The organism is Streptomyces sp. NPDC021225, assembly GCF_044332865.1.
Lineage (GTDB): Bacteria > Actinomycetota > Actinomycetes > Streptomycetales > Streptomycetaceae > Streptomyces.
Genome location: NZ_JBIRPV010000017.1, coordinates 93074 through 111933 on the forward strand (window position 1 = coordinate 93074; position 18860 = coordinate 111933).

At 71.8% G+C, this 18860-nt stretch carries 17 protein-coding genes; 8 read left to right on the forward strand and 9 right to left on the reverse strand.

What is annotated here, in order from left to right:
* Positions 1 to 202: 202 nt before the first annotated feature.
* Entirely contained in the window at positions 203 to 853 is a 651-nt protein-coding gene (locus tag ACH4S9_RS42445; RefSeq protein ID WP_398377014.1) for a phosphatase PAP2 family protein, read from the forward strand.
* Here ACH4S9_RS42445 and ACH4S9_RS42450 read toward each other — a convergent pair.
* The 3 genes from ACH4S9_RS42450 to ACH4S9_RS42460 form a co-directional block, all read right to left on the reverse strand.
* Positions 815 to 1540: an N-acetyltransferase gene (locus ACH4S9_RS42450; protein ID WP_398377015.1), complete on the reverse strand. Its 726-nt coding sequence runs from the start codon at positions 1538 to 1540 to the stop codon at positions 815 to 817. The two genes, ACH4S9_RS42445 and ACH4S9_RS42450, sit on opposite strands and share 39 nt — an antisense overlap.
* A gap of 19 nt (positions 1541 to 1559) precedes the next feature.
* Positions 1560 to 3617, reverse strand: coding sequence for a hypothetical protein (locus ACH4S9_RS42455; protein WP_398377017.1), 2058 nt, complete (start codon positions 3615 to 3617; stop codon positions 1560 to 1562).
* A 336-nt stretch (positions 3618 to 3953) separates the two neighbouring features.
* Positions 3954 to 4397 carry a DUF4190 domain-containing protein gene (locus tag ACH4S9_RS42460; RefSeq protein ID WP_398377018.1) on the reverse strand — a complete coding sequence of 148 codons (444 nt, stop codon included), beginning with the start codon at positions 4395 to 4397 and terminating at the stop codon, positions 3954 to 3956.
* A 117-nt stretch (positions 4398 to 4514) separates the two neighbouring features.
* On the opposite strand from ACH4S9_RS42460, the gene ACH4S9_RS42465 reads away from it, so the two are divergent.
* On the forward strand, positions 4515 to 5168 hold the full coding sequence (locus ACH4S9_RS42465) for an NADAR family protein (protein WP_311727762.1): 654 nt from the start codon (positions 4515 to 4517) through the stop codon (positions 5166 to 5168).
* On the opposite strand, the gene ACH4S9_RS42470 is transcribed toward ACH4S9_RS42465, so the two are convergent.
* Positions 5117 to 5893, reverse strand: a complete 777-nt coding sequence (locus ACH4S9_RS42470) for a DUF4190 domain-containing protein (RefSeq protein WP_398377019.1) — start codon at positions 5891 to 5893, stop codon at positions 5117 to 5119. The two genes, ACH4S9_RS42465 and ACH4S9_RS42470, sit on opposite strands and share 52 nt — an antisense overlap.
* Positions 5894 to 6072: 179 nt before the next feature.
* On the opposite strand from ACH4S9_RS42470, the gene ACH4S9_RS42475 reads away from it, so the two are divergent.
* Both ACH4S9_RS42475 and ACH4S9_RS42480 read left to right on the forward strand, forming a co-directional pair.
* Positions 6073 to 7095 (forward strand): adenosine deaminase, encoded by a 1023-nt coding sequence (locus ACH4S9_RS42475; protein WP_311727764.1) that lies wholly within the window; start codon positions 6073 to 6075, stop codon positions 7093 to 7095.
* Positions 7092 to 7802, forward strand: a complete 711-nt coding sequence (locus ACH4S9_RS42480) for a glycerophosphodiester phosphodiesterase (protein WP_398377021.1) — start codon at positions 7092 to 7094, stop codon at positions 7800 to 7802. Before ACH4S9_RS42475 ends, ACH4S9_RS42480 begins: the two co-directional genes overlap by 4 nt.
* Here ACH4S9_RS42480 and ACH4S9_RS42485 read toward each other — a convergent pair.
* Positions 7774 to 8328 (reverse strand): Uma2 family endonuclease, encoded by a 555-nt coding sequence (locus tag ACH4S9_RS42485; protein WP_398377049.1) that lies wholly within the window; start codon positions 8326 to 8328, stop codon positions 7774 to 7776. The two genes, ACH4S9_RS42480 and ACH4S9_RS42485, sit on opposite strands and share 29 nt — an antisense overlap.
* A gap of 157 nt (positions 8329 to 8485) precedes the next feature.
* Positions 8486 to 9937 carry a gamma-aminobutyraldehyde dehydrogenase gene (locus ACH4S9_RS42490; RefSeq protein ID WP_398377022.1) on the reverse strand — a complete coding sequence of 484 codons (1452 nt, stop codon included), beginning with the start codon at positions 9935 to 9937 and terminating at the stop codon, positions 8486 to 8488.
* A 298-nt stretch (positions 9938 to 10235) separates the two neighbouring features.
* Between ACH4S9_RS42490 and ACH4S9_RS42495 the strand changes: the two genes are divergently transcribed.
* The 3 genes from ACH4S9_RS42495 to ACH4S9_RS42505 all read left to right on the forward strand — a co-directional run bounded on the left by ACH4S9_RS42495 (position 10236) and on the right by ACH4S9_RS42505 (position 13453).
* On the forward strand, positions 10236 to 10964 hold the full coding sequence (locus ACH4S9_RS42495; RefSeq protein ID WP_352133774.1) for an ATP-binding cassette domain-containing protein: 729 nt from the start codon (positions 10236 to 10238) through the stop codon (positions 10962 to 10964).
* Entirely contained in the window at positions 10946 to 12199 is a 1254-nt protein-coding gene (locus ACH4S9_RS42500; RefSeq protein ID WP_398377023.1) for a hypothetical protein, read from the forward strand. The genes ACH4S9_RS42495 and ACH4S9_RS42500 overlap by 19 nt, the downstream gene beginning before the upstream one ends.
* 111 nt (positions 12200 to 12310) lie before the next feature.
* Positions 12311 to 13453, forward strand: coding sequence for a Rossmann fold nucleotide-binding protein (locus tag ACH4S9_RS42505; protein ID WP_311727769.1), 1143 nt, complete (start codon positions 12311 to 12313; stop codon positions 13451 to 13453).
* A gap of 80 nt (positions 13454 to 13533) precedes the next feature.
* On the opposite strand, the gene ACH4S9_RS42510 is transcribed toward ACH4S9_RS42505, so the two are convergent.
* From ACH4S9_RS42510 to ACH4S9_RS42520, 3 genes are all read right to left on the reverse strand, one after another.
* A complete protein-coding gene (locus tag ACH4S9_RS42510; RefSeq protein WP_398377024.1) occupies positions 13534 to 14529 on the reverse strand; it encodes an NAD(P)-dependent oxidoreductase in 996 nt (331 codons plus the stop codon).
* A 76-nt stretch (positions 14530 to 14605) separates the two neighbouring features.
* Positions 14606 to 15400, reverse strand: a complete 795-nt coding sequence (locus ACH4S9_RS42515) for a class II aldolase/adducin family protein (protein ID WP_311727771.1) — start codon at positions 15398 to 15400, stop codon at positions 14606 to 14608.
* A 42-nt stretch (positions 15401 to 15442) separates the two neighbouring features.
* Complete coding sequence (locus ACH4S9_RS42520; protein WP_398377025.1) at positions 15443 to 16942, reverse strand: sodium:solute symporter; 1500 nt, start codon at positions 16940 to 16942, stop codon at positions 15443 to 15445.
* Positions 16943 to 17208: 266 nt separating this feature from the next.
* On the opposite strand from ACH4S9_RS42520, the gene ACH4S9_RS42525 reads away from it, so the two are divergent.
* Positions 17209 to 18855 carry a PucR family transcriptional regulator ligand-binding domain-containing protein gene (locus ACH4S9_RS42525; RefSeq protein WP_311727773.1) on the forward strand — a complete coding sequence of 549 codons (1647 nt, stop codon included), beginning with the start codon at positions 17209 to 17211 and terminating at the stop codon, positions 18853 to 18855.
* The last annotated feature ends 5 nt before the right edge of the window (positions 18856 to 18860 follow it).

An 18860-nucleotide genomic window follows, 5' to 3' on the forward strand; every position in this document is an offset into this window, starting at 1 on the left:
CCGACCCGGCTGTGCCCTCGCGCACACCACTGGAGCCTCCGGCTCCGGATCTCCTCACCGATCGGATGGCCGCCCGCCCCAAACCCCCCGGGGCGCGCGGTACACCGGTCACTACGGCGGCCCCGGAACCACCCCCCCTGTTCCGGGGCCGCCGATCATTTCCCGGGCAGCCCTCGCGCCCGTCCTCGCGCCGGCGGCGCTGTTGGCACTGTTCGCGCTGTGTACCTGGCAGGTGGCCGCCCACGGCCCGCTGCACTCCCTCGACGAGCGGCTCGCCAGGGCGCTCACCGCGTCCTCAGGACTCGGCCCCACGCTCCTCCCCTCCCCCGCCGCCGAGTTCTTCGCCGATCTCGGCAACATGGCCGTGGCCCTGCCGGTGCTCGCGGCCGTGCTGGGCTGGGCGGCGTGGCGGGAGCGGCGCGCCGGGGCGGTGCGCTGGTGGCCGCCGCCGCTGGCCGCCGCCGCGGCGATGGCGGCGGTGCCGGCCCTCGTCGCCCCGGTCAAGGCGCTGGTCGACCGCCCCGGCCCGCCCGGCCCCCTCGCCGACGGCTCCGGCTTCTACCCCTCGGGCCACGCCGCCACCGCCGCGGTCGCCTACGGCGCGGCCGTTCTGCTGCTGCGCCCGTACCTCCGCGGCCTGCCGCTTCGCCGAGCGCTCATCGGGGCGGTGGTGCTGGTGAACCTCGCGGTCGGTGTGGGGCTGGTCCGGCGCGGCTACCACTGGCCGCTGGACGTGGCGGGGAGCTGGTGTCTGTCCGGCTGTCTGCTGTGGGCGCTGTGGTGGGGGCAACGTGCGATGGCGTCCGCCCCACCGTCACGGGCGGCCGAGTCGCCCGGGGACGGACAGGGGTAGCCTCCGCACGTCGGTGAGGGGAAGCAGAGGAATGCCTCCAGGGCGATCCATCGCCTGCCACAATCGCCTGGCGGGCAGGTCGACGGGGATCGCGCCCTCGGTGTCGAGGAAATACCGCTCCATGAACTCCCGTACAGGACCGGCGGGGACCTTGGCACCGGACCGCTCATCCGCTTCGGCGCCGCCCGACAGCATCACGAGGAGCATCCCGTAGACCCGGTCCATGCCGCCGCCCAGGGCCGGCTGGAAGTACGGCACGTCGAGAGCGCTGCCGCCGCATCGTGCGTAGAAACGCAGCCTCGCCACGGGGTCGCCGAGTACCTCATCGCTTTCATGAGCCAGCGGATGTTCGAGTTCTGTGAGAGTCAGCCGGGGCCGGAAGCGACGTTGCCAACCACCGCTCACCTCCTCCATCAACCAGCCGCCGAGTCCGCTGGAGCGGGCGTCGGTGTGGACGGCGAGGTACGCGAGCAGAAGCACCCCCGACTCGGGTGACCAGTCGCCGACAGCAACGGCAACGGGCAGAGAATCCTCGTTCACGATCGTGGTGACGAGTCTGAGATCTTTCGCCAGCCCCGACCGCAGTTCGTCAAACGACTCGAGCTCGTTCGCTGGGAAGTACGCGAGCAGCAGGTCCCCGTACACCCGCGAGAGCAGGGCGTCATCGCCATCACCCACGTGCACCATACGCAACCCGGGACGCACCCTACGAATCCCTTCTTCCGGCTGCCCGCCAGAACCAGCCGCCCACCAGAACCGCCATAATCACGATCACCATGATGATCGCCACCGCACCTGCCGCCTGAATGTCATAACCGGCCTGCAATATCTGGCCGAGGCCCGAGACGCCCACGGCGGCGATGACGGCGAGCATGGTGTCAAGCTTTGCACGCTGCTGCCGTTCAGTTCTGACTTCTTCCCTGGATTCCCGATCGGCACGCTGCTGCGACAGTTTTTCGATCGCCAAGCCGAGTTGTTCGTGTGCGACCTCTTCGATTTTCAGGACGATCTCCTCGACGCGCGCGTGGTATCCGGACCGGTCGAGCAGCAATCCGAGCATGGCGGCGCACACGGGGGAGGAAACAAGTGAAGGCGAACGTATCAGGGCCATCGTTGAGCGGGCCTCGACGGCGAAATTGTTCAGCCGCAGCCGCTCCTCGTCCAGCTGGGCGGAGAGATCGCCGAGCGCGTCCGCCGGGAGATCGTCCATCGCCCCCGCCTCGGCGACCCTGCGCTGGAATTCCTTGGCCCTCGTGTAGTGGCTGGCCAGCTCATGCGACCAGCCCGCGAACAGGCCATCGAGAGAGGCCACGAACTCGGCCATGCTGCTGCGGGTTCCAGTAACCCATTCAGGTGTTCCGGGAGCCACCAGGAGCACGGTGTTGCAGGTCCGCACCGTCCAGTCCGTGGTCAGGCCCATCGCGTCGACCCCAGCCGAATCATGGGCCGGATAGCGGATCCACTCGGCCAGGGATCCGATGTCGGAGGCGACCGGGCTGGTGAGAACCTGAGCTCCCACCGCTGAATTGAATTCCTCGACGGTGAGCACTTCACTTCTGCCGCTGTTCCCGGCCGGACCCAAGGCCTTCGAGGCCTCGTTTACCGAGACAACAACCTGAAACATACCCGGCCTGGCCACGCTGCGGACCGAGTTCCCCCCTGCGGACTCCTGGAGTGCCACGCTCACATCGTCCACAAGCTGCATGGCGAAGTCCGAGAGCCTGGGCCAGACCTGCCCGTCCGGCTCGGCGGCCCGAAATCCCACGCGCACGACCCCGTGTTCCGGTGCGGCGCGCATCAGCATGGCATGGACGTCCATGGGCGAGGATTCGACGAGTTCAGCATGGAATCTCACATAGTGATTTCCAAGGCGAGAGAACAGAATCTGCGCGGTGAGCGTCCCGAGCTCGATTCCGTCGACACTGCGGATGGCGACGTCGGGCAGTTCGAGGAAAGTGCCGTCATAGCCCCGCCCCAAAGGGTCCGAACCGTCCCAGATGTCATCGAGGTCGAGTGCGTCATGAACATCGAGCGGAGCGGCCCCGGCCAACCGCCACCCGGCGGCATCGCCGCCCGCCGCCACCACCTGCTCGGGGGTGAGCCCGCGGACGGCGAAGGGATAGATGAACACCACGCTTCCATGGTCGATGCGCAACCATTCGGCGTCCTTGTGCTGGTTGAGCGCCAGGAGACTGGCCCGATGGGCCCTCAGTTCGCTGCGCCAGCGATGGCCGGCCATCGCCCGCTCCGCTTCCGCGACGGCGGAAATCGCGTCGTCGAGCGACGCGCCCGTGTCCAAGAACGCCACAATCGCCCGCGCGGCGCGGGCGACCGCTTCATGCCAGAGGCAGTACCGCCTGGCCACCGCCACGAGCCAGGTGCTCAATTCCGGGAGGCCGATGGCTGCCCGCAGGGCCAGATCCACGGCTTCACGCCCTTTTTCCACTGCCAGTTCGGCAGCGTCGGCGCAACTGGCCAGGCGCCCGCACATCAAGGCGTTTTCCGTCAGGATTTGCGCGTCCAGGCTCTCCATCAGCGCCAGAACGGCCCCCGCGGCCGCCTGGTCCCCCTCCGCGAGCCCCAGCGGCTGATCACGTAATGCGTCTTGCGCACCACGCAAGGTGTCCCACAACGGGCGGTAGTGATAGGAGACTTCCCATGCCTCCTCGACTTCCAGGAGGATGTACAGCAGCAGGAGGGCCGGGCCGCCGGCGACTCGCGCGGCCCGCGGCAATTGGACGGCCACTTCCTGCGCCGCTTCCACTCTCCTGCCCGGAGGTCTGCGGCTGGTGGGCACGCCGTCCCTCGGAGCCTCCGCGTCCCAGCGCGGCAGCGCTCTCAACGTGCTGGTCCTGACGTCCTGCTGGGAGAGCCAGTCCCGCAAGGGCTCGGTACGTCCGGCCGTCAACGCCGCGAAGAGATCCCGATGCACCCGGTCACCCTACAAGCGCAGGTCGACTCCCGTGCCGCCTCCCGCTGTTCGCATCGACGGCTGTGTTCCACACCGTCGGCCCGCCACCCCGTCACCGACCATCGCCAAGCGATGGCCCAGGTCATCGGGGCGGCGCCGACGTCACCGCTTTCGGTCCCCGGGACCCGACTAGAAGATGGAGTCCAGTGCGGCGTCGAGGGCCATCAGGTAGATGGCGGGGACGACCATGCCGATGATTCCGCAGACCAGGCCCGCGGTGGCCGACCCGGCGTTGCTGGCCTCGCCGCGGCCCACCTTGCCCTTGCCGATGGCGCCGAAGATGATCGCGAGGATGCCCAGGATGATGGCGAAGAACCACAGGAAGTAGGTGATCCCGCACACCAGCCCGACGATGCCGCAGACCAGCGCGGCGGTCCCCATGCCGTTGCTCTGCTGCATGGGCATCCCGGCGGCCCCGGCGGCCCCCGGGTAGACGGGCGGCGCGGCGGGGTAGCCGGCCCCGGGGTAGTACTGGGGCTGGCCGGGCGGCTGAGTGGGCGGTTGGACGGGTGGCTGGGGCGCACCGTACTGGTTCGGGTCGTATGGGCCGGGCTGTGGGTTGGCTGCGGACATGAGTTGTCTCCCCTCCTGATGAAGTGCCGTGCAATGTTATGGGCTGACGGAACTACAAGCACAAGCCGTTACGGCAGCTCATCACGTGCTGTCGGTGGCGGATGCGAGAATCCGGGCATGGAGACGAACGGGGATACGGATTCGGTTTCGGGTTCGGTTTCGGATTCGGTTTCGGATTCGGCGCACGGGGGGCCGCGTTCGGTGGCGGAGCTGACCGAGCGGGTGGAGCGTGGCGAGCGCTTCAAGTACGTGTGGTTCTGGGGGCATCGGCCGCCGCGTGGCGGGGGCGTGGGTCCCGGGTGTTTCAGCCAGTGGTGGCCCTCGGAGTTCGTCGTCGACGGCGTCCGGTACGCCACGGCAGAGCACTGGATGATGGCGGGCAAGGCCCGGCTGTTCGGCGACGCGGAAGCGGAACGGCGGGCGCTGGAGGCGGTCCATCCCAAGCAGGCCAAGGACGCGGGCCGTTCGGTGCTCGGCTTCGACGAGGCGGAGTGGGAGCGACACCGCTTCGAGCTGGTGGTCCAGGGCAGCGTCCACAAGTTCGGCGCCGATCCGCGGCTGCGCGAGTACCTGCTGGGGACGGGGGCGCGGGTGCTGGCGGAGGCCAGCCCGCTGGACCGTGTCTGGGGCATCGGCCTGGCGGCGGACGACGAGCGGGCCCAGGACCCGGCCCGCTGGCGCGGGCTGAATCTGCTGGGCTTCGCGCTGATGGAGGCCCGTCAGCGACTGTCGGCCGGAGAGTACACGGCCACGGCGGCCGCATCGGAGTAGCCGGGTCCGCCTGCGTCCGGGTCGTAGTCGTCCGTCGCGTTATAGACGAAGATGATCACGACGCTCGCGACCACGGCGACCACCCCGAGGATGAGTCCGGCCAGGGCCTGTCCGCCGTTGTCGGCCTCGCCGCGCGCGGCCTTGGCGCGGCCGAGCACCCCGAAGATGATCGCGAGCACGCCGAGGATGATGCCGAAGACGATGCTGAAGAAGAGGACGGCGCCGACGATGCCCAGCACCAGGGCGGCCGTGCCGTTGCCGTTGTCGGGGGCAAAGGGCGCGGGCCCGTAGGCCGGGCCTGGATAGCCGTAGCCCGGGTAGCCGGGGTAGGCGGGCTGTGCTCCGTACGGGGGCTGACCGTAACCGGGCTGGCCATAGCCGGGCTGACCGTAGCCGGTGGTCGTGTACGGGCCCGCCCCGTACGGCCCGGGCTGGGGCTGGTAGGCGCTCGGCGTGCCGGGGCCGGTCGGCGCCGGGGGCGGCGGGGGTACCGCGCCGGGCCCCATCACCGGGCTCGGCGGCGGGACGGGGGGCGCTCCCGGCAGCGGCGCGCCCGGCACGGGCGGTGGTCCCGGCAGCGGCGACGCGCCCACCGACGGTGCGGCCGGCGAAGGCGTGGCGGTCGGCTTGTCCAGCGGCACCCGCTGCTCCGGCGGGGCCCACGGATCGCTCTCGCGCGGCTCCGGGCGCGGCGGCTGTCCGGAATGCTCAGGCTGGTCGGCCATGCTCTCCCCCCAGGTGATGTCCGCCCATGCTACGGCCTGTGCCCGGCCCGTGTAGCGGCCCGGACCGGGCCCCGCCGCGGCCTGTACCCAGCCCCCGACCCGGCCTGTGCCGACCCCGGGCGGGCACCCGATTACGATGACCGGAGCCCGTCTCAGCCGGCCGCCTCCCGGAGGATCCGTTGACCGATCTCACCACCTTCATCGCCGGTCTCCCCAAGGCGGAGCTGCATGTGCACCATGTCGGCTCGGCGTCCCCGCGCATCGTGGCCGAGCTCGCCGCCCGCCACCCCGACTCCAAGGTCCCCACCGACCCCGAGGCGCTCGCCGACTATTTCGTCTTCCGCGACTTCGCGCACTTCATCCAGGTCTACCTCTCCGTCGTCGACCTCGTGCGCGACGCCGACGACGTACGGCTGCTCACCTACGAGATAGCCCGCGACATGGCCCGGCAGAACATCCGCTACGCCGAACTGACCGTCACCCCGTACAGCTCGACGCGGCGCGGCATCCCTGACGTCGCCTTCGTCGAGGCGATCGAGGACGCCCGCAAGGCCGCGGAGACCGAGCTGGGCACCGTGCTGCGCTGGTGCTTCGACATCCCCGGCGAGGCGGGGCTCGAGTCCGCCGAGGAGACCGCCCGCATCGCCTGTGACCTGGGCCCGGCGGGCCTGGTCGGCTTCGGCCTCGGCGGGCCCGAGATCGGTGTGCCGCGCCCGCAGTTCAAGCCGTACTTCGACCGCGCCATCGCGGCCGGGCTGCACAGCGTCCCGCACGCGGGCGAGACCACCGGCCCCGAGACCATCTGGGACGCGCTCACCGAGCTGCGCGCCGAGCGCATCGGCCACGGCACCAGCGCCACCCGCGACCCGAAGCTGCTCGCACACCTCGCCGAGCGCCGGATCCCGCTCGAGGTGTGCCCCACCTCCAACATCGCCACCCGCGCGGTCGCCACGCTGGACGAGCACCCGCTGAGGGAGATGGTCGAGGCCGGGGTGCTGGTGACCATCAACAGCGACGATCCGCCCATGTTCGGCACGGACCTCAACACCGAGTACGCGGTGGCGGCCCGGCTGCTGGACCTGGACGCGGCGGGGGTCGCGGCCCTCGCGAAGAACGCGGTCGAGGCGTCCTTCATGGAACCGGCGGACAAGGCGCGGCTGTCGGCCGAGATCGACGGCTACACGGCGGCCGCGGGCCGATGACCGCATCGGCCACGGCGTGCACGGCGGTCGGCCACCGCGGCGACCCGTATGTGTGCCGCGAGAACACCCTGGCCTCGATCCGCTCCGCGGTGCTCGCGGGGGCCGGTGCCGTGGAGATCGATGTGCGGCTGACCGAGGACGGCGTCCCGATGCTGCTCCATGACGCGACCCTCAAGCGGCTGTGGGGGCACGACCGCCCCCTCGCCGCGCTGACCGGCAACGAGGTGCGGCGGCTCACCGGCGGCGGTGTCCCCTTTCTGCGGGACGCCCTCGCCGCAGCCGACTCGACCCGCGTGATGATCGACCTCCCCGACGCCTCGGCCGCGCACTGCGCCGTCACCGAGGTCCACGAGTCCGGGGCGGCCGACCGCGCCTACTACTGCGGCGGTCCGGCGGCCATGTACGCCGTGCGCGGCGAGGACCCGGACGCCGAGATCGCCCTGACCTGGACCACGCTGACCCCGCCCCGCCCGACGCTGCTCGCCGAGCTGCGCCCCCGCTGGCTCAACTACCGCTTCGGGCTGATCTCCCCGGAGCTGGTCGCCCGCGACCACGCCGCCGGGCTGCTGGTCTCCGCCTGGACCGCCGACACCCGGCGGTCCATGGCGCGGCTGCTGCACGCGGGCGTCGACTCGATCACGACCAACCGGATCGGGGCGCTCTGTGCGCTGCTGGGTGTCAGTCGCGGGAAAACTCGTCCGTGGTGAGGGTGAGCCCGACGACCGTGCCCGTCAAGTCGATCGGTTCGCCGAAGGCGACCGTCAGTTCGCTCAGATACTCGCTCCCCTTGGGGTGCGTGTAGAGGTGGCACCTGCCGGTGTACGGATCGGCGATCAGGTACACGGGCACCTCGGCCTCGGCGTACACCGCCTTCTTGTCGCCGTAATCGTTGGCGGCCGTCGACTTGGAGATGACCTCGAGGACGAACTCCATATCCTCGGGCCTGCACCGGCCCTTGTCGTCCGCCTTCGCGTCCTCCTTCAGGGCGACCAGGTCTGGACAGAGGCCGTTGAGGTCCGGGAAGTCGAACCGGACGTCCGATGCCAGGCGCTTCCTCGCATACTGGGCACGCAACTGCTCATAGACAGCGCTGATCGTGTCCCAGTGATTCCTCCGCTGCGGCGACATGAAGATGGCCCCCTTGACGATCTCGACCTTGTAGCCCTCGGGGACTGGCATCTGCTCCAGCCGCTCGAACAAGTCGTCCAGAGTCAGCTCTCCGCTGTCGGCCATCTCGATCCTGTCGGTCAGTACAACCCTGTCGGTCAGCTCGATGGTCACGGCCGTGCTCCTCCCCGCCGCGCTTCGGGTGCGGGGCCGTGCGGTGTAACGATAGGCACGGTTCCCAGGACACGGCGGGCGCGTACCGGGAACCGTGCCGTCCAAGGCGTCAGCCCAGCGAGGTCATCACGTGCTTGATCCGCGTGTAGTCCTCGAACCCGTACGCCGACAGGTCCTTGCCGTAGCCGGACTTCTTGAAGCCGCCGTGCGGCATCTCGGCGACCAGCGGGATGTGGGTGTTGATCCACACGCAGCCGAAGTCCAGGGCCTTGGACATCCGCATCGCGCGCGCGTGGTCCCTGGTCCACACCGACGACGCCAGCGCGTACTCCACGCCGTTGGCGAAGGACACGGCCTGGGCCTCGTCGGTGAAGGGCTGGACGGTGATGACCGGGCCGAAGACCTCCTTCTGGATGATCTCGTCCTCCTGCCTGAGCCCCGAGACAACAGTGGGCGCGTAGAAGAAGCCCTTCTCGCCGACGCGGTGGCCGCCCGCCTCGACCTTGGCGTGTGCGGGCAGCCGCTCGATGAAGCCGCTGACCTGCGCCAGCTGGTTGGCGTTGTTGAGCGGGCCGTACAGCACGTCCTCGTCGTCGGGGGCGCCGGTCCTGGTGTCCGCGGCGGCCTTGGCCAGGGCGGCCACGAACTCGTCGTGGATCGACTCGTGGACCAGTACGCGGGTGGCCGCCGTGCAGTCCTGGCCGGCGTTGAAGAAGCCCGCGACCGAGATGTCCTCGACGGCCTTGGCGATGTCGGTGTCCTCGAAGACCACGACGGGCGCCTTGCCGCCGAGCTCCAGGTGGACCCGCTTGATGTCCTTCGAGGCGCTCTCGGCGACCTGCATACCGGCCCGGACCGAGCCGGTGATCGAGGCCATGGCGGGCACGGAGTGCTCGACCATCAGCCGGCCGGTCTCGCGGTCGCCGCAGATGACGTTGAAGACGCCGCGCGGGTGGCCCAGCTCCGTCAGCACCTCGCCGATGATCTCGGCGATCAGCACGGTGGAGGCGGGGGTGGTGTCGGAGGGCTTGAGGACGACGGTGTTGCCCGCCGCCAGCGCCGGCGCGAACTTCCACACGGCCATCATCATCGGGTAGTTCCAGGGCGCGACCTGCGCGCACACCCCGATCGGCTCACGCCGGACGATCGAGGTCAGCCCGTCCATGTACTCGCCGGCCGAGCGCCCCTCCAGCATCCGCGCCGCGCCCGCGAAGAAGCGGATCTGGTCGATCATGGGCGGGATCTCCTCGCTCGCGGTGAGGGCGAGCGGCTTGCCGGTGTTCTCGGACTCGACGGCCACCATGTCCCCGGCGCGCGCCTCGAAGGCGTCGGCGATCTTGAGCAGCGCCTTCTGGCGCTCGCCCGGGACCAGGTCGCGCCAGGCCGGGAAGGCGGCCGCGGCGGCGGCCATGGCGGCGTCCACGTCGGCCTGGCCGGAGAGCGGCGCCGTCGCGTAGGGCTCGCCCGTGGTGGGGTTGACCACCTGCGTGGTCCGCCCGTCCGCGGCGTCCCGGAACTCTCCGTCGATGTAGTTGCGCAGACGACGCAGTTCGGTGGTCACGTGCCACCCCTCCCTGTCAGGTGTCCGATGGGTGAGACACCCACAGTAGTCCGCGGGCCTGCGCACCACCGAGAGGTTCGGCGAGGGCCTCGGTCACATCAGGGCTCCGGGGCGCGGCCCATCCCACCGGTACCGGGCGGACAGAGGGCTGATCGGAGGAAATGACAGCGTGCCCGCGCCGAGCCTGGGCGCGCGCAGGAGGCGGAGTCCTTACCGTGCCAGTGACCCATTGGCCCTGCGCTCGTTCACCCAACCGGGGGAACAGACGGACGACCGCAGCTGAGGCGAGGTGCTTCGTATGGTGGCTCCGCCGGACAACGACGTGCTCTGGACACGCACCCTGACGTACGCCTACGGCGGGTCGCCCGCGCTCGCCGATGTCTCCATCGGCGCCCGCGACGGCGAGATCCTGGCCGTGACCGGACCGCGCGGCTGCGGCAAGACCACCCTGCTCAAGTGCCTGTCGGGCCTGCTCGTCCCGGACCACGGGGAGGTGTGGTTCAACAGCGCCCCCGTGCACACCCTCTCCCCGCTCGGCCGCGAACAGCTGCGCCGCGACCACTTCGCGTGGGTCGACACCGAGCCCCGGCTCATCCCCGAGCTCACCGCCTGGGAGAACGCCGCGCTGCCACTGATGCTGCGCGGGGCCGGGCGGCGCGAGGCCAAGAGCGCCGCGCACGAGTGGCTCGACCGGCTCGACGTCGGCGACTGCGCCCGGCGGCGCCCCGCCGCCCTCCTCCAGGCGCAGCGTCAGCGGGTCGCGATCGCCCGCGCGCTGGCCTCCGCGCCCGCCGTGCTGTTCGCCGACGAACCCACCGCCCCGCTGCACAGCGCCGACCGCGCCCAGGTGCTGCGCACCCTGACCACGGCGGCCCGCTCGCACGGCATCACGGTGCTCCTGGCCACCCATGACGAGGAGGTGGCCACCCTCGCGGACCGCACCGTGGCGCTGCTGGACGGCCGCCGCGTGGGCGCGGCCCACTCCTCCGAGGCCGAGGGCAGGTCGGCGTGCTCAGTCTCCGCCTAGCCCGCGGCGCCCGGCCCCTGGCGCTGCTGCGGCGGTCGCTGGTCGCGACCGCGGCGGCGGGCACGGGCTTTCTGCTGCTGTGCACCCTGGGATACGCGGCCGGACACCCCGACCAGACCGACGGAGCGGTCGTGCGGCTGTTGTGGTGCGCGGTGCCGCTGGCCGCCATGGCCCAGCTCGCGGTCGCGGTGGCGCGGGCCGACCCGAGCGTGCCGTTCGGCTCGGCCTTCGCGGCGGCCGGGGGCGGCCCGGCCAGGTCCGCCCAGCTCTCGGCCGCCTCGGCCGCCCTGTCGTGCTCGCTGGGCTGTGTGCCGGCGCTGCTGCTCTTCCTCCAGCTCCGCGGCGATCTGGGCGGCTCATGGCTGCTGTGGGCCGATGGCGCGAGCGGGAGGGCGAGCGGCCCGCTCGGCGCCGGGCATCCGCTGCCGTGGGCCGCGATGGTCACGCTGCTTGCCGTCGTACCGGCGGTGGCGGCCGCGGCCTGCGCGGTCCGGCTGTGGCCCCGGGGAGCGCAGCGGGCGCGGGGCGCGCGGGCGGGCGGGCGGGCGCGGGCGAGGGGCGCGGAGGAAGGCCCGCGCGGCGCCGCGCCGCCGGACCACGCGTCCCGGCGGCTGCCCTGGGGCATCGCGCTGATCGCGGCGGGAATCGCGCTGGAGGCGTACACGAACAGTATGGACAGCGGCCCGCCTCCTCCGCCCGAGGCGCTGCTGCCGCTGCCCGGCGGGCTCGGGGGCAGCCCGCCCGGCGTGGTGGGCGGCTGGGTGCTGACGGCGGTCGGCCTGGTGCTGGCCGGGCCCGGCCTCACCCATCTGTGCGGGAGGTTGTTGTCCGCCGGGCGTCCGGGCCCGCTGCGGCTGCTGGCCGGGCGGGTGTTGCAGCAGGAGGCGGGGCGCCTGGGGCACTCGGTGGGCGTGCTGTGCGCCGTCGCCGCCGGCGCGTACGCCGCGGTCGCGCTCTACGGCAGCGGCGCCGGGCCGTCGGGTACCCGCCCCTTCGGCCCGCTCACCGGCCTGGGCGCCGCGCTGATCATGATGTGCGCCACCGCCTCGGCCCTCACCGCGGCGCTCGAGGCGAAGAGCGCGCGGGGCAGGACGACGGACGCGCTGCGGCGCCTGGGCGCGTCCCTGCGGCTGCTGCGGAGCGCCGCGGCGCTGCGCGGGGTGGCGCTTCTGGTCCTGCTGACGCCGCTGACCTGGGCGGTCGCCGAGCTGAGCACGCTTCCGTTCGACCACTGACCCCCGCTCCGGGCGCGACGTTCACCGTCCGAGCCGGCCGGGTTCCCGGCCGCTCTCGCCGGCTCACCTGCGGGACGGGACCGCGCGTACCGCCGCCAGTAGCATGGCGCCGTGCTGACCGACGACGCTTCCACCGCCGCCCAAGACCCGTGCCCCGACCGGGAGATCGAGTCCCTGCGGGAGTTCGACGAGGTTGTGGCGCGCGGCACCCTGGCCGGTTACCGCGTCCAGTCCGTCGACCTGACGGGCCGTACGCGGGCGCTGCTCGACACGGACACCGCCGAGGCGGTCTTCCTCGGCTGCCCGATGGAGCCGGAGGCCGCCGCGAAGGTGCGGGCCGGGGGCGCGCTGGTTTTCCCGCCGGTGCCCGGGCTGCCGTTCGACCCCTACCGCGGGACCCTCTACTCGCCCCGGGAGCTGTTCGAGGGGCTGGCGGAGCGGGGGTACGCGGGGACGCCGGACGCCCTCGCGTACGCCTGGTTCCAGCGCACCAAGGCCGACGGCGACATCTTCTCCTCGATGCTGCGCTCCATCCACGACGACGCCGTCTCCGACGCCCTCGACGAACTCCTCGTCGGGGCCCGGGTGGTGGGTGTGATGGGCGGTCACGCCCTGGAGCGCGGGTCCGACGGGTACGCGGGCGCGGCCCGGCTGGGGCGGGCGCTGGCGCGGTCCGGGCTCACGGTCGCCACGGGCGGCGGGCCGGGCGCGATGGAGGCCGCCAACCTGGGCGCGTACGCGGCCCCGTTCGCCGACGAGATGCTGGACGAGTCCCTCGAACTGCTCGCCAAGACCCCCTCTTTCCGGCCGTCCGTCGGCGAGTGGGCCGAGGCGGCCTTCGCGGTGCGCGAGCGCTGGCCGGAGGGCGGCGCGTCGGTGGGCATCCCCACCTGGTTCTACGGGCACGAGCCGCCCGGCGCGTTCGCCTCGCACATAGCGAAGTACTTCGCCAACGCCACCCGCGAGGACGGCCTGCTGGCGCGGTCGAACGCGGGGGTGGTGTTCCTCCCGGGCGCCGCCGGGACCGTGCAGGAGATCTTCGACAACGCGACGCCGAACTACTACGAGTCGCGCGGCGAGCCGACGCCGATGGTGCTCGTGGACCGCGACCACTGGACGCGCCGCCTGCCGACCTGGCCGCTGCTCGAGGCGCTCGCCGAGGGCAGGCCCATGCGGGCCCGGATCGCGCTGGTGGATTCGGTGGACGAGGCTCCGGGCGCGCTCATGTCCCTGGCGGGGTCCCCGGCGGGCTGAGGAGTGGGGGCCGGCATCCGGTACGAGGTGCCCCCGCCCCACTCCCTGACGCGCCCCGATCGGCGACGACGTCTGCGGGGCTACCGCTGACGCCTGTGCGGCGGCTCCGCGACGACGCCGTCCGGACGGCCGCCGGAGAGCACCGCGCCGACCGCGGCGCCGGCCCATGCGTAGGCCCGTCGCTTGGCCTCGTCGGAGTACCAGGCGGCGTGCGGGTTGAGCACCGTGGACTTCAGGGACAGCGCGGGGTCGTCGGCGGCGGGCGGCTCCACGGGCAGTGTGTCCAGCGCGGCGCCCTTCAACTGGCCTGAGTCCAGGGCCGCGGTCAACGCCGCGTGGTCGAGGATCTCGCCGCGGGAGACATTGACCAGGAAGGACCCCGTCGGCATCGCGGCGAGTTCGGCCGCACCGATGAGGTCCGCGGTCTCCGGGGTCAGCGGGATGTGCAGGCTCACCAGGTCGGTTCCGGCCAGCAGGTCGGTCAGGTTCGCCACCCGGCGCACACCGGCCTTCTCGAAGTGCTCCGGTGCGACCTTGGGATCCCAAGCGGAGACCGGCATCGACAGCGCCGCCGCGTGCTCCGCGACGGCCCGCGCGATCCGGCCGAAGCCGACCAGTCCCCAGCGGGTGCCCGCGATCCGCCGTGGCCTCACCCGCTCGACGTCCCAGATCCCGCTTCGGACGTCCCGGTCCAGGTCCACGGTGCCGCGCAGCAGGCCGACACCGAGCGCCAGGGTGTGGTCGGCGACCTCGTTCGTGCAGTAGCCCGCGCTGCTGGTCACCCAGATCCCGGCCGCGCGGGCGGCCTCGACCGGAACGTGGTCGTGGCCGGTGGAGGTCACCGCGATCACCCGCAGATCGGGCAGCAGGGCCAGATCCTCGGCGCTCATCGGCACCTCGGGGCCCACCAGGAGCCCGACGATGCCGGGTCCGTGCGGAATGGCGTCGACCTGGTCCAGCCGCACCTCGGCCTGCGGCAGTGCGTCGCCGAGCGCGGTGCGGACCGCCTCCAGGTCGGCGAAGGGGTCCGCCAGCGCGATGCGGGCCGGGGCGCCTCCGATGTGTTCCGTGCTCATATGCCCTCCTGACGGGCGGCTGCGTTCCGATCGTGCATCAAGGAGCTTCTTCGGCTGTGTCGCCGCTCGCGGCGCGTCAGTCCGAGTAGTCCGGGGCGATTCGCCGCACCAGGCGCAGCAGGGCGGACCAGGCGAGGTCCAGGGCCATCTCGTCGTGGAAGTCGGAGACGTCCTCCGCGTTCAGCTGCTGGGCGGTGTACTCGGCGATCTCGGGCGAGGGCATGGTCAGGGGCGCTCCGGTGGCCTGTGCGGTGGTCTGGATCTCGCAGGCCCTCTCCAGGTAGTACATGCGCAGGAAGGCCTGGGCGGGCGTCTCGCCGACGGTGAGCAGGCCGTGGTTGCGCAGGATCATCACCGGATGGCCGCCGAGGTCCTCGACCAGGCGCTTCTGCTCGTCGAGGTTGAGGGCGACACCCTCGTACTCGTGGTAGCCCACCCGGTTGTAGAACTCCATGTTCATCTGGTTGAGCGGCAGCAGCCCGTCGCGCTGGGCGGCGACCGCGCAGCCTGCCTTGGTGTGGGTGTGCAGCACACAGTGGGCGTCCGGCCTCGCCGCGTGGATCGCGCTGTGGATCACGAAGCCGGCCGGGTTGACGGGGTACGGCGTGTCCTCGACGGGGTTGCCGGCCAGGTCGATCTTCACCAGGTTCGAGGCGGTGATCTCCTCGAAGAGCAGCCCGTAGGGATTGATCAGAAAGTGCTGCTCGGGGCCGGGCAGCCGCACCGAGATATGGGTGAAGATCAGGTCTGTCATCCGGAAGTGGGCGACCAGGCGGTACACGGCTGCCAGCTCGCGGCGCAGCCGGAGCTCCTCGGCGGCGTGGTCGGGGGTCGGCATGGCCGGCGCGAGCGGGGTCGACGCACTGGACATGGAGATGGCTCCTTTCGGGGGATTTCGGGGACGGGGGGGAACTCAGACGGCTGCGGGCGTCGTGGCCTGATCCGACGCGGCCGGGTCCGACGCGGCCGCCTCCGGGCTCTCCCCGGCCAGGCGCCGGTGCCAGGACGCCAGCACGCTGCTGTCGGTCGCCTTGGTGAGGAGACTGACCGCGGTGTACGCGACCAGGCTCACGGCCAGGCCGTAGTAGATCGGCTCGTTGGCGAGTACGCCCTTGTCCAGCATCATCACGATCACCGTCAGGCCGCCTCCGAGCATGGCGGCGAGCGCGCCCTGGAAGTTGCCACGCCTCCAGATCAGGGCACCGAGGATGGGTACCAGGAGGCCGCCGACCAGCAGGTTGTAGGCCACGGTGAGGGCGGCGATCACATCGTCCAGAGCGCACGCGATGGCGATCGAGATCACGCCGAGGACGACGATGGCCAGGCGGTTGGAGCGGACCTCGTCGTGGTCGTCGGCGACGGCCTTCGGGGCGGAGCGGCGCATGAGGGACCTCAGCCGGCCCCCTATGTCGTTGTTGGCGACGGTGGCGGAGGCGATGAGCGCGCCGCTGGCGGTGGACATCATCGCGGACAGCGCGGCAGCCAGGACGAGGCCTCTGACGCCGGTGGGCAGAGCCTGCTTGACGATGGTCGCGAACGCGCTGTCCGCGCTGGCCAGATTGGGGTAGATCGCCTTGGTCGCCATGCCGATGACCGCCCCGGCCGCCGCGTAGAGCAGGCAGTACACGCCGGCGACCGTGCCGCCGTACGAGGCGACCTTGTCGCTGCGGGCGGTGAACACCCGCTGCCAGATGTCCTGGCCGATCAGCATCCCGAAGGTGTAGATCAGGACGTAGGTGAAGATGGTCTCGCCGCCGATGGACATCGGCGAGAGGTAGCCGGACGGCAGCTTGTCCGCCATTTCCGCGAAGCCGCCCGCCTTCACCACGGCGATGGGCAGCAGCAGGAGGAGCACGCCGATGCTCTTGACGACGAACTGCACCATGTCGGTGAGGGTGATGGACCACATGCCGCCCAGGGCGGAGTAGCCGACGACGATCGAGCCGCCGATGACCACCGCGGCCCAGCGCGGTACGTCGAACAGCACGTCGAAGACGCTGGCGTAGGCGATGGTGGAGGTGACCGCGAGCATCAGGGTGTAGACCCACATCACCACGCCGGAGATGATGCTCGCCGCGTCCCCGTAGCGCAGTGACAGCATCTCGGCGACGGTGTAGACGCGCAGCCGGGCGATCCTGGCGGAGAAGGCGATGCTCAGGGCGAGCAGGCCGATGCCGATCGCGATGACCATCCACGCCCCGGAGATGCCGTAGGTGTAGCCGAGACGCACCCCGCCGATGGTGGAGGCGCCGCCGAGGACGACGGCGGCCATGGTGCCGGTGTACATCAGGGGGCCGAGCCGGCGGCCGGCGACCAGGAAATCGCTCTTGGAGGCGGCGCGCCTCTTGCCCCACCAACCGACTCCTACGATGCCTAGCAGGTACCCGATCATCACTGTGTAGTCGATGGCCATGGAGTCCTCCGGTCAGGTATGGGCCGTGGCGCGGGACGGCGGGGCCACGGCTCACTGGTAAGAAGGCGGGCATGACAGCGTCGTCGCTGTTCAGGGGGGTGGCGGGGCGCCCGTTCGAGGACGGACCTGCCGCGGGATCAGGCGCTTCGGTCGCCTGCCCTCCGCTTCGCAGGAGCGTATCCGCGCACCACCGAGGAAATAAGTGCAGAATTCATCCATCATCCACTCGCCCAATGGATGATTCCGCACCCGTGAAGGAGCCCGCCGTGATATCAGCCGACCCGCCGAGGGGTCCCTGGCACACACCGGCCCCGGGGACGCCGACCGTTCCGCTCAGCGTTCTGCTCGCCGACCCCGGTCTCGGGCTGAAGCGCATCGCGGGACCGGACGAGGACCGTTTCGTCGAACAGGTGGGGACCACCGAGCTGGCGGACCCGACGCCGTACCTGATAGGCGGCGAACTGCTCCTCACCGCCGGATCGCTCCTGCCCCGGACCTCCGAGGGCATCGACGACTACGTCCGCCGGGTCGTCGAAGCGGGTACGGTCGCGCTGGGCTTCGGCATCGTCCCGGTCTACGAGGAAGTCCCGCCGGACCTGATAGCCGCCTGCGACCGGCACGACCTGCCGCTGCTGCTGGTTCCGAAGGACGTCCCCTTCGTCGCGGTGGCCCGCGCCACCCACTCCGCCATGGCGGAGGCGCGCACCCATGATCTGCGCCTGGTCTCCGAGGCTCAGTCCGCACTCGCGTCCGCCGCCGCCCGCCCGGATGCCCTCGCGGCCGTGCTGCACCAGCTCTCCGTCCACCTCGGCGTCTGGGCCGTGCTGCTCGACGGCAACGGCGCCGAACTTCTGGCCGCCGGTACGCGGCCCGCCGCCCAGGTCACGCGTCAGTTGTGTGAGCTGGCCGCGCGCACCGCGGCCCGGCAGCCCTCCGCGCCTCATGACCGCACGCCGGCGCCTGGGTCTCGGCCGCCCACGGCGGCCGCCCAGCACCACGCGGGGATCCACCTGACCGTCCACACCGTCCCCGGCGGTGACACGACCGGGCCCCTGGCCCTCGGCCTGGTCGCCGCCTCCCGGCCCACCCCGGTGCACCGGTCCGTGACCGGCACGGCGATCGTGCTGCTCTCCCTGCTCACCAACCCCCGGCACGCGCTGGGCGGCGACACCCGCACCGCCGGCGCCGTGGTGAGGCTGCTGCTCGGCGGCGCCCCCGCCGAGATCGCGCCCATGCTGCTGCCCGCCGACGCGCCGGACGACGCCGCCTGGACCGTGGTGCACGGCCGGCCCGCCCGGTCGGCACGCGGCCCCGGCGCACAGCCCGGCGGCGACCCGGTCCACCTGGCGGCGCTGGGCACCGCACTGGGCACCCCGTATCTCGACCTGGCCGGCCCGGTGCTGCGCGCCCTCATCCCCTGGTCGGCCCGTGCCCAGCCCACAGAATCCGCCGACGCCGCCCGGCTCGGCTGGCACCTGGGCTTCAGCGCCCCGGTGGGAACAGCCGACCTTCCCGTCGCCGACACCCAGGCCGAGCGGGCGCTGCGCCGCGCCGTGGCCTCCGGCCTGCCGACGGTGCATCACCGCACCGTGGAACAGAGCGTGCACAGCATCGTCGCGCCCCGCGAGGCGAAGGCACTCGCCCGCGCACGCTTCGCGCCGCTCGACCGCGCCCCGGCGCCAGGGCCCGCCGTCCTCATGGAAACGCTGCGCACCTGGCTGTCCCAGTACGGCAGCTGGGACCGCACCGCCGCGGCGCTCGGACTCCACCGCAATACGGTGCGTCAACGCATCAGCCGCGTCTCGGAGTTGCTCGACGTCGACCTCCAGGACCCCGAAGTCCGCATGGAGCTCTGGTTCGCCCTCCACTGGTTGCCGGGCGAACGCTCCTCCCTGGATCACGGCCAGGGCTGAGGGCC

Bases quoted from the DNA above. Each gene is read 5' to 3' on its own strand.
- ACH4S9_RS42470 (WP_398377019.1), bottom strand. From the start codon at position 5,893: ATGGCCGACCAGCCTGAGCATTCCGGACAGCCGCCGCGCCCGGAGCCG.
- ACH4S9_RS42450 (WP_398377015.1), bottom strand. From the start codon at position 1,540: ATGGTGCACGTGGGTGATGGCGATGACGCCCTGCTCTCGCGGGTGTAC.
- ACH4S9_RS42515 (WP_311727771.1), bottom strand. From the start codon at position 15,400: ATGTCCAGTGCGTCGACCCCGCTCGCGCCGGCCATGCCGACCCCCGAC.
- ACH4S9_RS42520 (WP_398377025.1), bottom strand. From the start codon at position 16,942: ATGGCCATCGACTACACAGTGATGATCGGGTACCTGCTAGGCATCGTA.
- ACH4S9_RS42480 (WP_398377021.1), top strand. From the start codon at position 7,092: ATGACCGCATCGGCCACGGCGTGCACGGCGGTCGGCCACCGCGGCGAC.
- ACH4S9_RS42465 (WP_311727762.1), top strand. From the start codon at position 4,515: ATGGAGACGAACGGGGATACGGATTCGGTTTCGGGTTCGGTTTCGGAT.
- ACH4S9_RS42460 (WP_398377018.1), bottom strand. From the start codon at position 4,397: ATGTCCGCAGCCAACCCACAGCCCGGCCCATACGACCCGAACCAGTAC.
- ACH4S9_RS42510 (WP_398377024.1), bottom strand. From the start codon at position 14,529: ATGAGCACGGAACACATCGGAGGCGCCCCGGCCCGCATCGCGCTGGCG.
- ACH4S9_RS42495 (WP_352133774.1), top strand. From the start codon at position 10,236: ATGGTGGCTCCGCCGGACAACGACGTGCTCTGGACACGCACCCTGACG.
- ACH4S9_RS42485 (WP_398377049.1), bottom strand. From the start codon at position 8,328: ATGGCCGACAGCGGAGAGCTGACTCTGGACGACTTGTTCGAGCGGCTG.